The sequence below is a fragment of the Saccharopolyspora rhizosphaerae genome, assembly GCF_003931915.1.
GTDB lineage: Bacteria > Actinomycetota > Actinomycetes > Mycobacteriales > Pseudonocardiaceae > Saccharopolyspora > Saccharopolyspora rhizosphaerae.
Genome location: NZ_RSAA01000001.1, coordinates 128193 through 141463, shown reverse-complemented (window position 1 = coordinate 141463; position 13271 = coordinate 128193). Strand labels below are relative to the sequence as shown.

Sequence of the window (13271 nt, the reverse complement as noted above, 5' to 3'; positions counted from 1 at the left end):
CCCTGCAAGGGAGTTGACAAGCTTGTGCAAGGTTGGTCAAGATCTGCTCTGCCCGGTGCTCCGCCGGGCTGTGAGAGAGCGGAGGGGCGATGGCGCCGACCTTGACCGACGTGGCGAAACGAGCCGACGTCGCCCTGTCCACCGCCTCGCGCGCGTTCAGCGACCCGCAGCGGCTCGGTCCGCAAACGTTGCGCAAGGTCCTCTCCGCCGCCCAAGAGCTGGGCTACCACGCCGCCGCCAAGGGCGGTGACGACCAGGTCGCCGGGTCCACGGTGGCGATGGTCGTCCCGGACATCGCCAACCCCGTCTACGGCACGCTCGTCAAAGCCGCCCAGGGCGAGGGGCGCCGGCGCAGGCAGACCCTCGTGCTGCACGACACCGACCGCGACCCGGACCGGGAGCGCGAAGCCATCTCCCACCTGCGCAGCCAGGTCGCGGCGATCGTGCTGTGCTCGTCGCGGCTGCCCGCCGACGAGCTCGTCGAGCTGTGCGGGTCGACGCCGTCGGTGCTGATCAACCAGGAGCACGACGAGGTCGACTGCGTGCTCGCCGACGCGGGTGACGGTCTGCGGCAAGCCGTCGACTACCTCGCCGCGCTCGGCCACGCGCGCATCGCGTTCGTCTCCGGCTCCACCCACTCCTGGTCCAGCCCTCGCCGCGTGCAGCTGGTCGAGGAGATCACCGCTGCGGCCGGCATCGAACTGGACGTGCTGGCCTGGCAAGCCGAGACGGTCGCCGCCGGAACCGCGGTCGCCGCCAGCGTCCTGGCCACCGGCGCCTCCGCCGTGATCACGCACAACGACCTGGTGGCCCTCGGGGTGATCAAGGGCGCCCGTGCCCTCGGCGTCGAGGTCCCCGACGGGCTCAGCGTCATCGGCATCGACGACGTGGCCCTCACCGAGGTCTCCCGCCCTTCGCTGACCAGCATCTCCATCCCGTGGTCGAAGGCAGGGGCGCTCAGCGTGGAACTGCTCGGTCCGATCCTGGGCGGGCACCGCCCGCCGCCGCGCAAGCACCTGCTGCCCGCGCAGCTGGTCGTGCGCGACTCCACCGCACCTGCTTCCCGCTGACCCGTCCACCGATTGGTTCACCATGCAACGACTCACCGCGTCCACCACGCCGGCCTCGGCGCTGCAGCACCACCGCGCGCTGGGCGCGCCCGGCATCGTCCACCTCGGACTGGGCAACTTCCACCGCGCGCACCAGGCCGTGCACACCGCACGCGCGCTGGAGCACGCCGACGGGCCGTGGGCGATCATCGGCGTGGCCCACTCCTCGGCCACCGTCGCCGAGGTGATGCGTGAACAGGACCTGCGCTACGGAGTCGTGGAGATCTCGCCCGAGCGCACCGAGGTGGTCGTGCCTGCCGTGCACAGCGACGTGCTCGTGGCCGCGCAGCAACCGCAGGCCGTGCTGGACGCGCTGGCGGCCCAGGAGACGCGGATCGTGACGTTGACGATCACGGAGAAGGGCTACACCTACTCACCGCGCACCAAGAACCTGGACCTCGACAACCCCGACGTGCGCACCGATCTGGCCGGAGGTCTCCCGCGCACCACGATCGGCCGGTTGGCCCGCGCGCTGCAGCGCCGCACCGCCACGCACGCCGCTCCGGTGACGATCCTCAGCTGCGACAACCTCACCGGCAACGGTGACCTCACCGGACGCCTGGTGCGCGAGTTCGCCGCAGCGCTGCCGGCCGCAGAGCGCGAGGACCTGCTGTCCTACCTGGACACCTCGGTGAGCTTCCCGAACGGGATGGTGGACCGGATCGTGCCCGCCACCACCGACACCTACCGCGCGGCCGTGGCCGACCGGCTCGGGCTGCGCGACGAGGTTCCCGTGCCTGCCGAGCCGTTCAGCATGTGGGTCCTGGAAGACCGCTTCGCCGCCGGGCGGCCGGCGTGGGAGCACGGCGGGGTGACCTTCACCGACGACGTCGAGCCCTACGAGCTGATGAAGCTGCGACTGCTCAACGGCACGCACTCGCTGATCGCCTACCTGGGTGCACTGGACGGCTGCGACCTCATCGCGGAGGCCACCGCCCGGCCGCACATCGCCGAGGCCGCGCGGCAGCTGATGCGCAGCGACTACCTGCCGACGCTGACGATGCCCGCCGACGTCGACTTCCACGACTACTCCGCGCAGCTGTTCACGCGGTGGAGCAACACCTCGCTGGGCCACCGGACCCGACAGGTCGGGTCCGACGGGTCGAACAAGCTCGCCCAGCGCGTGCCGGAACCTGCGGCGATGCACCTCCAGTCCGGCCGGATGCCGCACCACCTCGCGCTGTGCGTGGCCGCCTACCTGCGCGCCACGACGGCGCCCGGGACCACGCCGCACACCGCTGCGCTGGTCGACCCGGCCGCCGAAGCGCTGCGCGCGAAGCACGCCGAGTCCACCGGCACCGCCGATTTCGTCTCCGCCGCCCTGCGCGGTGGCTTGCTGGGCGACGAGCTCGCCGAGCACCAGCAGTTCCAGGAACGGGTGGCCGAGCTCGTCGACGTGCTCACCGCCCACGGGGTCGCCGCGGCTTCCCAGGAAGCCTTGCAAGCCCAGAGATAACAGCAGCACGACCAGATTGCGTGGACCCGATGACCGAACAAAGAAGTTCCACTGCGGACACCGCGACAGAGGCCCCACCGGACCGCAAGGCCGTGCGGAGGGCGGCCTGGGCCGGCCTGATCGGCACGACGCTGGAGCAGTACGACTTCGTCATCTACGGCACCGCCTCGGCGCTGATCTTCAGCAAGCTGTTCTTCCCGAACATCTCGCCGGTCGCCGGCATCCTGGCCTCGTTCAGCGCCTACGCGGTGGGTTTTGCCGCGCGACCGCTGGGTGGGCTGATCTTCTCCCGCTTCGGTGACCGGCTGGGCCGCAAGTGGGTCCTGGTGGCCACGCTGCTGCTGATGGGCGGTTCCACCCTGGCCATCGGTCTGCTGCCGACGTACTCGCAGGTGGGCTTGCTGGCCCCGGTGCTGCTGGTGGCGTGCCGGTTCTTCCAGGGCATGGGCGCCGGCGCGGAACAAGCAGGCGGCGCGACCCTGCTCACCGAAACAGCCGGGAGGGGCAAGCGCGGCACGCTGGCCTCGCTGGTGATGACCGGTGCGGCGCTGGGCACCGCGCTGGGCGCTGTGGCGTGGATCCTCGCGCAGTCGCTGCCTGAGGACGCGCTGATGAGCTGGGGCTGGCGGCTGGTGTTCGGCAGCAGCCTGCTGGTGACGATCGCCGCGCTGATCATCCGGCGCAAGCTCAACGAGAGCCCGGTGTTCCAGGAGCTCAAGGAGCAGGTCGGCGAGACCAAGGCGCCGGTCGCCGAAACCTTCCGCAAGGGCCGCAAGCCGCTGCTGCTGGCCTTCTTCCTCAACGTGGGCTCCAACGCCCAGTCCTACACCTACCAGGTGTTCATGGCGTCCTACCTGGTCTCGTCGGTGGGAGTCGACAAGGCGTTCGTGCCGAAGGTGCTGCTGCTGGGCGCGATCTGCGGTGGCATCGCGGCGTTCGGCTTCGGCGCGCTGTCCGATGTGGTCGGTCGCAAGAGCGTCTACTCCACCATCATGGGCGCGCTGGTGCTGTTGCCGGTGCCGACCTTCATCGCGCTCAACACGGGCTCGCCGATCGCGATCACGGTGGCGATCGTCATCGGCTTCGTGCTGGCCTGCCACGGGTCGGTCGGCGTGCAGATGAGCTACTTCCCTGAGCTGTTCGGCAACCGCTACCGCTACGCGGGCGTGGCGTTGAGCCGGGAGTTCTCCGCGGTCGTGGGCGGCGGTGTGGCACCGCTGATCTGCGCCGGGCTGATGGCCGCCTTCGGTGGCTCGTGGGTCCCGGTGGCGGTCTACATGATGGTGGTCATGGCGATCAGCTTCGGCGCCTCGCTGATCGCTCCGGAGACCAAGGACCGCGACCTCAACGTCCCCCAGGACGCGGCCTGACGGTCGACCCGGGAGCGGGCACCGGCAACCTCGCCGGTGCCCGCTTCGTCGTTCAGTCCTCCTCGAGGACGAACTTGAGGTAGCGGGCCGCCGAGCGCTGCACGACCTCGTGCGCCCCGGTCGGGATCACCGTGTCCCACCACGCACCGTAGAGGGAGTCGAACTCCCAGCCGTCGAGGATCTCGGCCGCCCGGCGCACCACCGAGGGCCGTTCCGGGATGAGGTTCGGGTAGCTGTACATGAACCCGACGTGGGTGCGGTCCGGGATCACCTGCACGATGTCGCCGCTGAACAGCGAGCCCGCGCCGGAAGCGTGGTGCAGGACGGTGCCGCCCGCGAAGTGCACGCCCAGGTTGATCAGCGTCAACCCGGGCGCGATCTCGTACGTGGTACCACGCCAGTGGTGGATCGCCGGGTCCGGTCGCCCGACCCACGGGCTGTCGGACTCGTGCAGGTGGATGGGCACGGCGAAGGCGCGGGCCCATTCGACCATCGTCGTGTAGTAGTGCGGGTGGCTGATCGCGATGCCGATCAGCCCGCCCAGGTCGTTGATCGTGGAGATGATCTCGTCGTCGAGGTAGGCGGTGCAGTCCCAGAGCACGTTGCCGGCCTCGGTGCGCACCAGCAGAGCGCGCTGGCCGATGGCGAACTTCGGTTCGCAGCCGATGCCCAGCACGCCCCCTTCCTCGCGCAGAACGGCCTCGTGCTCGGCGCGCAGGGTGTCCAGGTCGGTCCACTGCTGGCCCTCGCGGGGAACCCACTGGCGTTCGTCCTCGCAGATCGGGCAGACGTCGCGGGTCTCCGCGTACTGCATCCCGCACGTCGCGCAGATCGGCCACCCCATCGTTCCTCCCTGGTGTCGGCGACCGGTCCACGTTACCGCTGGTCACCGTCGGGGAGCAGGTGGATGATGCGGGTATGTGCCGAAGCATCAAGACGCTGCGCCCGCCCTACTCCGAGCAGGTCACCGACGCCGACATCCACGCGGCCGCCCTGCAGTACGTCCGCAAGGTCTCGGGCTTCCGCGCTCCGGCGTCCCACAACGCCGAGAGCTTCGAACAGGCGGTGGACGAGGTCGAGCGGGCCACCGCCACGCTGCTGAGCAGCCTCCAGGTCAGGGGCCGCTGACGCCGGCCCCTCAGCTCGGGTGGCAGTGGCCGTTCGACGAGGGCGGGACGTCCAGCGTGGGGTTGCGGTCGAAGAAGCCCTGCGGGGTGAGCGTGAACCCGGCCCGGTCCACGGGCATGACCGGCCAGTCCTCCGGGCGCGGGAAGTGCGTGAGCCCGAAGGTGTGCCAGACGACGATGTCCTGGCCGTCGACGTCGCGATCGGCCCGGGTCCAGGACGGCAGTCCGGCCCCACCGGGGTGCTGGTTGACGAGGTCGCCCGCCGGGTAGCGCTGTTCGGGGTGGTACGGGGTGACCCACAGGTGCTTCGTGGCGAAGGTGCCCCGGGCGTGCACCGAGGCCGCATCGTCGGCGAGCATCACCGGTTGGCCTTCGGGGCGCAGGACGTAGGCCACGTTGTCGCCGTAGCGGTTCCGGCTCTCCGTGTTGACGATGTGCCAGGTCCGGGCCTTGGCGTTGTCGGCCAGGCGGGCCGCCTCGGCTTCGGTCCGCAACCGGGTCCGCTTGGCGCGGAAGGCGTTCCCGTGCGGGTTGCCGTCGCTGACCGGCACGCGTTCGGCCTCGACCTCCTCCACGGCGTTGTGCCGGCCGTCGACCGCGACGTCCAGGCGGGCGCAGAACAGGTGCTGGTGGAACGGCGCGCCCAGGCCCGGAGCGACCTGCGAGGCGTGCTTGTGCCCCTCCTCGGGGTAGGCGCTGGTGAAGGTGATGCCAGTGGCCTTGCACTCCAGCTGGATCGTGCCGTCGAGGGAGAAGTACCAGTAGAAGCCGTAGTCGTAGTTGCCGACCGTGGTGAAGAACGAGATCACCAGCCTGCGCTGCCGTCGCGTCTCCCTCGACCCGGTGAACACGTCGGTGTGCTTCCACAACACCCCGTAGTCCTCTTCGTGCATGCAGATGCCGTTGCGGATCGTGCGGGGACGGCCGAAGTCGTCGGCGACCACGGTGTCGAAGTAGTGGATCTCGCCGAGGCAGTCGCAGCCCAGCTCCAGCGAGTTGGTGTAGCGGGCGAACATGTACTCGCCGCAGTCGAAGTAGTTCTGCCAGAACCGCACCGGGGACGGGTCGGCGTAGGGCACCACCATCTCGGCGATCGACGCGCGGTGCAGCACCGGGCGCTCGTGGAAGGACACCTGGTGCAGCGTGAGGCCTTCGCGCTCGTTGAAGCCGATCCTCAGGTCCCAGTTCTCCCAGCGCACCCGGTGGCCGTCAACGGTGAAGCTCGGGCCCTCGGGCTGGGTGATCTCGATGGGCTTCAGGCTGGTGCGGGGCGGACCGGTGACCTCGGGGTCGTCGAAGTTGCCGGGCTCCTGCGGCACCGGGAACTCCCGGTGGTCGACGACGCGCAGGACCTCGCGACGGGTCAGGTCGATGTGGGCGCACAGCCCGTCGACCGGGTGTGCCCAGGGGTGGTCGGCGTCGTGGAACTGCTGGAAGCCCAGCGAGCGGATGATGCGCCTGCCCCGCTCGCCCGGCTCGTCGTACACCCCGGCCGACAGCGGCGCGGCCCGCACGGTGGCCGGGTCGATGCCGCGCCTGCGCAGCGCACCGGTCCAGCGCTCGTCGGCGTTGACGATCTGCTCGACAAGTTCGAACTCGGTGTCGATGATCGGTGGCTGGCCGTCGACGGCGGGGTCGAGCCGGCGCATGGAGTCCACAGTGGAGCGCGTGGCGGACACGACGGTGTCGTGCGAGACGCCGGTGGCCAGGTCCAGCAGCACCGCCCGGAACCTGCGGTCGACAGCTTGGCCCGGCTCGTGGGCCAGCACCGAGTCCTTGTCCGGTTCTTCCAGCGCCACGAAGGTGAACCGGACGTGCTCGCCGAGCAACCCCGCCTGCTCGAGCGCCGCGCGCACCGCGTTCACCTCCTCGGCGGTCATCGGGTCCAGCGGGTGCGCGGTCGTGGTCGCGGGCCTCTCGGTGATGGTCATGCGTTCCCTCCCCCAGGACGGCCGCCCGCGGGCGGTGAGATCCACCCCAGCATGGCGCTGAGGCCTCGGTCTGGCGAGGCCGGTCGCCCGAAGAGAGGCCTCGCAAGCCGGTCTCGCCCGAGGACGTGCGGGGTGCGAGGCTGATCCCGCACGAGCGCGGGAGGGAGCGATCATGTCGGGTCTGCTGGCCGGGTTGGACGAGCGCATCACGGGGGTCCGCGAGCTCTGCGAGGACCTGCACCGCCACCCCGAGCTGTCGTTCCAGGAGGTGCGCACCGCCGGGGTGCTGGCGCAGCGGCTGCGGGCGGCCGGCTACGAGGTGACCACCGGTGTCGGCGGAACCGGCGTGGTCGGGGTGCTGCGCAACGGCCCGGGGCCCGGGGTGCTGCTGCGCGCGGACATGGACGCGCTGCCGATCCAGGAGGTCGAGGCCGTCCCCTACCGCAGCACCGCGACAGGGGTGGCCGCCGACGGCACCGAGCAGCCGGTGATGCACGCGTGCGGCCACGACACGCACATGGCGGCGTTGATCGGCGCCGCCGAACAGCTCGCCGCCCACCGGGATTCCTGGTCCGGCACCCTGCTGGCGGTGTGCCAGCCGGCCGAGGAGGGCGGCGGGGGCGCGCAGGCGATGATCGACGACGGTTTCCTGGAGCGCTTCCCGGCTTTCGACGTGGCGCTGGGCCAGCACATCGCCTCCGCACCCAGCCGGCACCTGTACGTGCGTCCCGGGGTGTTCATGGCCGCCGCCGACAGCCTGCGGGTCACCGTGCACGGCCGGGGTGGGCACGGCGCGCAACCGCAGGCCACCGTCGATCCGATCGTGATCGCCTCCTCCACCGTGCTGCGGTTGCAGACCGTCGTGGCCCGGGAGATCTCACCGGACGACGTCGCGGTGGTGACGGTGGCCGCGGTGCACGCGGGCGGCAAGGAGAACGTCATCCCCACCACCGCCGAGCTCACGCTCAACGTGCGCACCTTCGACCCTGACGTGCGCGAGCGCGTGCTCGACTGCATCCGGCGCATCGTGCGGCACGAGGCCGCCGCAGCCGGGGCACCGCGCGAGCCCGACATCGAGCCCATCAACGGGTTCCCGTTGCTGGTCAACGACTCCGAGGCCGCCCTGCGCATCGCGGACGCCTTCACCGAGCAGTTCGGCGCCGAGTTCGTGCACGAACCCCCGGCGAAGGCGGGCAGCGAGGACTTCGGCGTGTTCGGTGCCGCGGCCGAGGTGCCGTCGGTCTTCTGGAACTTCGGCGGTTTCGACCCGGCGCTCTACCCGGACCCGGCGAAGCCGAACTCGGCGGTGGCGGCGGGGAAGGCGCCGGGCAACCACTCCCCCGAGTTCGTGCCCACCGGCCTGGAGCCGACCCTGCTGCGCGCCTCGGCGGCGCTGGTCACGGCTGCCGCGTTGTGGTTGCGCTGACGCCGGAGTTGTCGAACAGCGCCAGCCCGGCGGCCGTGTTGGAGGCCGGGACGTGGTAGACGTCGTGCACCCGCGTGATCTGCTCGGAGAGCGCGCCGCGCATGATCAGCCACATGACCAGCTCGAAACCCTCGGAGCCCGCCTGGGCGACGTAGTCGGCGCGGGACAGACCGGCCAGGTGCTCCGGGTCGGTTTCGATCTTGTCCAGGAACATCCGGTCGAACTCGGGGTTGATGAACCCCGCGCGGGATCCGGCCAGCTGGTGCGACATCCCGCCGGTGCCGAAGATCGCGACCGTGGTGTCGCCGGGGTCCTCGCGCAGGGCGCGTCCGATGGCCTTGCCGAGGGCGTAGCAGCGGGCGGCGGTGGGCTGCGGGTGCTGGATGACGTTGACCAGCAGCGGGATCACCGCGCACGGCCAGGCGTCGCCGGGTTCGGGGCAGTACACCGACAGCGGGACGGTGCATCCGTGGTCGACCTCGAGGTGCTGCAGCACGGTCATGTCGAAACCGTCGTCGACGAGGCGCTCCAGCAGGTGCAGCGAGAGGTCGGGGGCACCGAGCAGGTCGGGCACCGGGCGTGGGCCGAAACCCTCGTCGGCGACCGGGTAGCGCTCGGCGGTGCCGAGGGCGAAGGTCGGCACCACGTCGACGTCCAGGGCGTTGGCGTGGTCGTTGTAGACCACCAGCGCCACGTCCGGGATGTGCTCGGCCATCCACTCGCGCGCCGGGCGGTAGCCGTCGAACAGCGGTTTCCAGTACGGGTCCTGGGTCTTGCCGCCGTCCATGGCGGCGCCGATCGACGGGACGTGGGACGTCGCCAGTCCCCAGATCACTTCAGCCATCGGTCCTCCCGCCTGCGCGCATCATCGCCACGAACTCGTCCTCGGTCATGCCGGTGAAGGCGGCGCCGAGGTGTTGCATCGACCTGCCGTCGACCATCGCGAGCTTGAAGACGTGGAAGATGCTGCCGCCTTCGTCGCACAGCGCGCGCCAGTCACGGACCAGCACGGCGGTGCGCTGCGAGTCGGTGAGCCCGAACTCGTCGCAGTAGGCCGCTTCGTCGTCGAGGAAGCGCTGCCGGGCCGCCGGGTCGCGGAAGGTCATGAGCATCTTGTTGAGCCGGTAGCCGCGGCGTCCGGCACGTCCGTCGAAGACGTAGGTCGCGGGGACGTCGTCGCCGGTCATGTCTGCGCCTCCTGGGGGTGGGTGGCGAGGACCTCGACGATGACGTCGAGCCACGGCGCCATCGGCAGCGACATGAGCGCCTCGTGCAGCTGCGCCGGGTCGTCGGCCTCGTAGAGGCCGACGGTGGCGTTGCGGCCGGGCACCCGCCAGAGCCGCTTGAGCACCCCGGCTTCCCGCAGCTCCACGGCCCGAGCGCGTTCGGCGCTCTTCAGCGCAGCCCGCTCCTCCTCCGGCGTGTCGGGCGGCAACCGGTTCTCCGACCGGACCAAGAACTCCACGTCACTCCTCCTCGGTGTTCGTAGAGGGGTTGCTGTGCCCAGCGGGTACCAGCAGCCCGGGGGCGGTGGCGCCGCCTGGGACCCCGTCGAACTTCGCGAGAGCTTCGAGGGGGAACTTCGGGCCTCGAACTCCGCGAGAAGTTCGACGGGGAGCTCCCGGTGTCGAACTTCGCGACGAGTTCGACGCGGAACTTCGGGCCTCGAACTCCGCGAGAACTTCGGCGGGGCGCTCCGGTACGAGCTTCGCGCGAATTCTGAGGTGGCCGCGGGGTGCGCGGGCCTGGTTCGGCAGCACCGTTCCTCCCCACGAGGAACTAGGTCCGGACGATGTCGAGCAGGGTGTCGGCCAGTTCGCTCGGGGCGGTGACCATGGCTTCGTGGCCGGTCTTGAGCTCGTGCACCGGCCAGCCCCGGGCGTGCGCGCGGGCGGCGTGGGCGCGGAAGACCCGCATCCAGTCGACGCACTCGACGAACACCGCGGGCACCTCGGCCCCGGCTCCGGTGAGCCGCAGCGGGTCGGTGTAGGTCTTCCACGGGTGCGGGGTGAGCTTCGGGGTGAGCCAGTCGACGTCCTCGGTCTTGCTGACTCCCAGCACTGCCAGGGAACGCGGCGGCACCATCCAGCCGAACCCGTCGGTGAGGGCCGATTCGGCCCAGTGGTGGCGGACCTGCTCCGGCAGCAGGTCGCAGGCGGCTTCGCCGTCGGCGCCGACGAACGCGTCGAGGTAGACCCGGCGGGACAGCGCTTCCGGGCGCCGGTCGGCGACGGCGGTGACCAGCTGGCCCGCGTAGCTGTGGCCGACCAGGACGACGTCGCGCAGCCCGAGCACGTCGATGTGGCGCACGACGTCCTCGGTGTGGGTGTCGAGGCCGACCTGCGGGGAGATCAGGTGGGACCGCTCGGAGAGGCCGGTCAGCGTCGGCGCGTGCACCTCGTGGCCGGCCTCGCGCAGCAGCGGGGCGACCCGGTCCCAGCACCAACCGCCGTGCCAGGCCCCGTGCACCAGCACGAAGGTCTCGTCCATGCCCGTGGATCTCCCTGTCCGGTCGGGAACGTCGTCCTGGCGACGAACCTACGAACCCGCCCCCCGCCGGAGATCCGACGGCTGTCGCCACACCCACCGCCGTTGCGGCGGCCCCGGCTACGTCATCCGTCGCTTCCGCCGCCGCGGTCAGGTGGGCGGGGCGACGAGGCCTTCCCGGATGGCGAGCAGGGCCGCTTGGGTCCGCGACGACAGTTGGAGCTTGCCGAGCAGGTTGGAGACGTGGGTGCGGGCGGTGCGTTCGCTGATGACGAGGTGCTCGGCGATCTCGCGGTTGCACAGCCCTTGCGCCACCAGGACGAGGATTTCGCGCTCGCGGGTGGTCAGCGAGCTCAACCCGGTCCGAGGTGCGGCCATCCGGCGGGCGAGCTGGCGGGCCACGGCCGAGTCGAGGTGGACCTCGCCGGTGGCGGCGGCGCGGATGGCGGTGGCCACCTCGTCGGGGTCGGCGTCCTTGAGGACGTAGCCAGCGGCACCGGCGGCCAGGGCGGCGTGCACCCGCTCGGCCTCGCCGAAGCTGGTCAGCACCACCACCTTGACCTCGGGGTGGTCGCGGACGACGACCCGGGTCGCTTCGATGCCGTCCATCTTGGGCAGTTGCAGGTCCATCAGGACCACGTCCGGCATGCGGGCGCCGGTGACGCGCCACTGCTGCAGCCGTTCCACGGCGTCCTGCCCGTCGACGGCCTCGCCGAGCAACTTCAGCGCAGGCTCGGAGTCGAGGTAAGCGCGCAGGCCCCGGCGCACGATCGCGTGGTCGTCGACCACGAGCACTCCCACCACGTCGGTCGCCCTCATCTGGAGCACTCCTTCCTCCGCGTTCAGCGGCTCGCGGTGACGGGCAGGGCGACCTCGACGGCCCACCCCCCACCGGGTTCGGCGCCGGCGACGAGTCCGCCGCGCCAGCGCTCGGCGCGTTCCCGCATCGACACCAGGCCGAGGTTGGACCCGCCGGAGGGCGTGGTCGCGCCGACGCCGTCGTCGGTGATGCGCACGGTCACCTCGTGGTCGTCGCGGCCGCTGCGGGCGAAGGCGATCTCGACGTGGGTGGCGCGGGCGTGCTTGACGACGTTGTGCAGAGCTTCCTGGACGATCCGGTAGAGGTCCTCCTCCACGTCGACACCGAGGTCCAGCTCCAGCTCCTCGGGTGCGCGCACGTCGACGACCAGGCCGTGGCGGGCTTCGACCCCGGCGGCGTAGGTCCGCACGGCGTCGACCAGGCCCCGGTCGGCGAGGTCGAGCGGGTGCAGCTCGAACACCAGCCCGCGCAGGTCGGCCAGCGCGTTGCGCGCGAGGCCCACCATCTCCTCGACGCCGTCGCGCACGTCGGCACGACCTTCGCCGTTGCGGTCCAGCAGCGTGCGCAGCGCCCTGGCCTGCATGCCCATCGAGAACAATTGCTGCACCACGGAATCGTGCAGGTCGCGGGCGAGCTTGCGGCGTTCCTCCATCTGCGCGCGGGAGCGGGTCTGGTCCAGCAGCGACGCGGTTTCCACGGCCACGGCCGCGTGGTCGGCGATGGCCGACAGGAACGCCAGCGAGCTGGGGCCCGGGTCGTCACCGGGCACGTAGTAGGCGTTGAGGACGCCGAGCACCCGGCCCCGCACCTTCAGCGGCATGGACACGAAGCTGTCCCAGTCCGGCTCGCTCATGATCTCCTTGAGCGGGGACCAGTGCGGGTCGGCCATGATCGCCGGTTTGCGGTGCGGCACCACGACGGGCCGCTGCTGGCGGAGGGCGTCGGTGAAGCGGACGTCGGCGCCCAGCCTGCGGCATTCGCTGAGCCGCTCGGTGAACCCGGTGGTGTCGCCGAAGCCGGCCATGCCCAGCACCCGCAGCTCGTCGTGCGGGTTGTCGATGGTCATGATCTGCACGGCGGCGATGTTCGAGGTCTTCCAGACCTCCCGGGCCATCGCGTCGAGCGTGGCGCTGAGCGCACCGGAGTCGGCGACGCTGGCGGCGGCGCTGGTGATCGCCGAGAGCCGTTCCCGCTCGCGCAGGGTTTCGGTGATGTCGGTGAACCACACGGCGCACCGGCCGTCGGGCATCGCCGAGACCCGGTACTCCAGGTGTTGCCGGCGCCCGTCGCCACCGCGCCACTCGGTCGACCTGCGGACGTCCGAGAGGGGCTGGCGGCGACCGGCTTCGAACGGCGAGACCCGTCCGCGCAACGCGTGCTCGTCGAGTCCGAGGATGCGCTGGCCGGAGGCGTTGACCTGGCCGAACCGGCCGTCCTCGGCGAGCACGGCCAGCCCGTCGGCGGAGACGTCGACCAGCGCGCGCAGCACCGGGTCGGCGGTGCCGCCCGCCGAGGTCGCGCACTCCCGTGGTCGCATCCAGCCTC

General features: G+C 71.2%; 13 protein-coding genes. 5 read left to right on the top strand and 8 right to left on the bottom strand.

All coding sequences use genetic code 11. The features are described from left to right. The first annotated feature begins 89 nt into the window (after positions 1–89). From EIL87_RS00675 to EIL87_RS00665, 3 genes are read left to right on the top strand one after another with little or no spacing between them, the layout of a single operon-like run. Positions 90–1070 carry a LacI family DNA-binding transcriptional regulator gene (locus tag EIL87_RS00675; RefSeq protein ID WP_125088150.1) on the top strand — a complete coding sequence of 327 codons (981 nt, stop codon included), beginning with the start codon at positions 90–92 and terminating at the stop codon, positions 1068–1070. Positions 1071–1092: 22 nt separating this feature from the next. Then, on the top strand, positions 1093–2565 hold the full coding sequence (locus tag EIL87_RS00670; RefSeq protein ID WP_125088149.1) for a mannitol dehydrogenase family protein: 1473 nt from the start codon (positions 1093–1095) through the stop codon (positions 2563–2565). Between the two features lie 29 nt (positions 2566–2594). Next, entirely contained in the window at positions 2595–3935 is a 1341-nt protein-coding gene (locus EIL87_RS00665) for an MFS transporter (RefSeq protein WP_125088148.1), read from the top strand. Positions 3936–3987: 52 nt separating this feature from the next. Here the strand turns inward: EIL87_RS00665 and EIL87_RS00660 are convergent, their stop codons facing one another. Next, positions 3988–4779: an MBL fold metallo-hydrolase gene (locus EIL87_RS00660; RefSeq protein ID WP_125088147.1), complete on the bottom strand. Its 792-nt coding sequence runs from the start codon at positions 4777–4779 to the stop codon at positions 3988–3990. 74 nt (positions 4780–4853) lie between these two features. On the opposite strand from EIL87_RS00660, the gene EIL87_RS00655 reads away from it, so the two are divergent. After that, the gene (locus EIL87_RS00655; protein ID WP_125088146.1) at positions 4854–5063 is read left to right on the top strand and encodes a DUF2277 domain-containing protein; all 210 of its coding nucleotides are present in this window, start codon (positions 4854–4856) and stop codon (positions 5061–5063) included. A gap of 10 nt (positions 5064–5073) precedes the next feature. On the opposite strand, the gene EIL87_RS00650 is transcribed toward EIL87_RS00655, so the two are convergent. Continuing rightward, positions 5074–6993 carry a primary-amine oxidase gene (locus EIL87_RS00650; RefSeq protein WP_125088145.1) on the bottom strand — a complete coding sequence of 640 codons (1920 nt, stop codon included), beginning with the start codon at positions 6991–6993 and terminating at the stop codon, positions 5074–5076. A 172-nt stretch (positions 6994–7165) separates the two neighbouring features. Between EIL87_RS00650 and EIL87_RS00645 the strand changes: the two genes are divergently transcribed. Beyond that, on the top strand, positions 7166–8419 hold the full coding sequence (locus EIL87_RS00645; protein WP_125088144.1) for an amidohydrolase: 1254 nt from the start codon (positions 7166–7168) through the stop codon (positions 8417–8419). On the opposite strand, the gene EIL87_RS00640 is transcribed toward EIL87_RS00645, so the two are convergent. From EIL87_RS00640 to EIL87_RS00615, 6 genes are all read right to left on the bottom strand, one after another. Next, positions 8391–9263 (bottom strand): class III extradiol dioxygenase subunit beta, encoded by an 873-nt coding sequence (locus EIL87_RS00640; protein ID WP_125088143.1) that lies wholly within the window; start codon positions 9261–9263, stop codon positions 8391–8393. The two genes, EIL87_RS00645 and EIL87_RS00640, sit on opposite strands and share 29 nt — an antisense overlap. Continuing rightward, positions 9256–9606 carry a protocatechuate 4,5-dioxygenase subunit alpha gene (gene ligA / locus EIL87_RS00635; protein WP_125088142.1) on the bottom strand — a complete coding sequence of 117 codons (351 nt, stop codon included), beginning with the start codon at positions 9604–9606 and terminating at the stop codon, positions 9256–9258. Before ligA ends, EIL87_RS00640 begins: the two co-directional genes overlap by 8 nt. Then, entirely contained in the window at positions 9603–9884 is a 282-nt protein-coding gene (locus tag EIL87_RS00630) for a muconolactone Delta-isomerase family protein (RefSeq protein WP_125088141.1), read from the bottom strand. Before EIL87_RS00630 ends, ligA begins: the two co-directional genes overlap by 4 nt. A 314-nt stretch (positions 9885–10198) precedes the next feature. Beyond that, positions 10199–10909 carry an alpha/beta hydrolase gene (locus tag EIL87_RS00625; protein WP_125088140.1) on the bottom strand — a complete coding sequence of 237 codons (711 nt, stop codon included), beginning with the start codon at positions 10907–10909 and terminating at the stop codon, positions 10199–10201. A gap of 147 nt (positions 10910–11056) precedes the next feature. Beyond that, on the bottom strand, positions 11057–11725 hold the full coding sequence (locus EIL87_RS00620; RefSeq protein WP_125088139.1) for a response regulator: 669 nt from the start codon (positions 11723–11725) through the stop codon (positions 11057–11059). Positions 11726–11748: 23 nt separating this feature from the next. Beyond that, the gene (locus tag EIL87_RS00615) at positions 11749–13263 is read right to left on the bottom strand and encodes a histidine kinase (protein WP_233575901.1); all 1515 of its coding nucleotides are present in this window, start codon (positions 13261–13263) and stop codon (positions 11749–11751) included. Between the last annotated feature and the right edge of the window lie 8 nt (positions 13264–13271).

What these genes read in the sequence shown, in the direction of transcription:
- EIL87_RS00660 (WP_125088147.1), bottom strand. Translation starts at nt 4,779, where the DNA reads ATGGGGTGGCCGATCTGCGCGACGTGCGGGATGCAGTACGCGGAGACC.
- EIL87_RS00650 (WP_125088145.1), bottom strand. Translation starts at nt 6,993, where the DNA reads ATGACCATCACCGAGAGGCCCGCGACCACGACCGCGCACCCGCTGGAC.
- EIL87_RS00640 (WP_125088143.1), bottom strand. Translation starts at nt 9,263, where the DNA reads ATGGCTGAAGTGATCTGGGGACTGGCGACGTCCCACGTCCCGTCGATC.
- ligA (WP_125088142.1), bottom strand. Translation starts at nt 9,606, where the DNA reads ATGACCGGCGACGACGTCCCCGCGACCTACGTCTTCGACGGACGTGCC.
- EIL87_RS00665 (WP_125088148.1), top strand. Translation starts at nt 2,595, where the DNA reads ATGACCGAACAAAGAAGTTCCACTGCGGACACCGCGACAGAGGCCCCA.
- EIL87_RS00620 (WP_125088139.1), bottom strand. Translation starts at nt 11,725, where the DNA reads ATGAGGGCGACCGACGTGGTGGGAGTGCTCGTGGTCGACGACCACGCG.
- EIL87_RS00615 (WP_233575901.1), bottom strand. Translation starts at nt 13,263, where the DNA reads ATGCGACCACGGGAGTGCGCGACCTCGGCGGGCGGCACCGCCGACCCG.
- EIL87_RS00645 (WP_125088144.1), top strand. Translation starts at nt 7,166, where the DNA reads ATGTCGGGTCTGCTGGCCGGGTTGGACGAGCGCATCACGGGGGTCCGC.
- EIL87_RS00655 (WP_125088146.1), top strand. Translation starts at nt 4,854, where the DNA reads ATGTGCCGAAGCATCAAGACGCTGCGCCCGCCCTACTCCGAGCAGGTC.
- EIL87_RS00625 (WP_125088140.1), bottom strand. Translation starts at nt 10,909, where the DNA reads ATGGACGAGACCTTCGTGCTGGTGCACGGGGCCTGGCACGGCGGTTGG.
- EIL87_RS00670 (WP_125088149.1), top strand. Translation starts at nt 1,093, where the DNA reads ATGCAACGACTCACCGCGTCCACCACGCCGGCCTCGGCGCTGCAGCAC.
- EIL87_RS00675 (WP_125088150.1), top strand. Translation starts at nt 90, where the DNA reads ATGGCGCCGACCTTGACCGACGTGGCGAAACGAGCCGACGTCGCCCTG.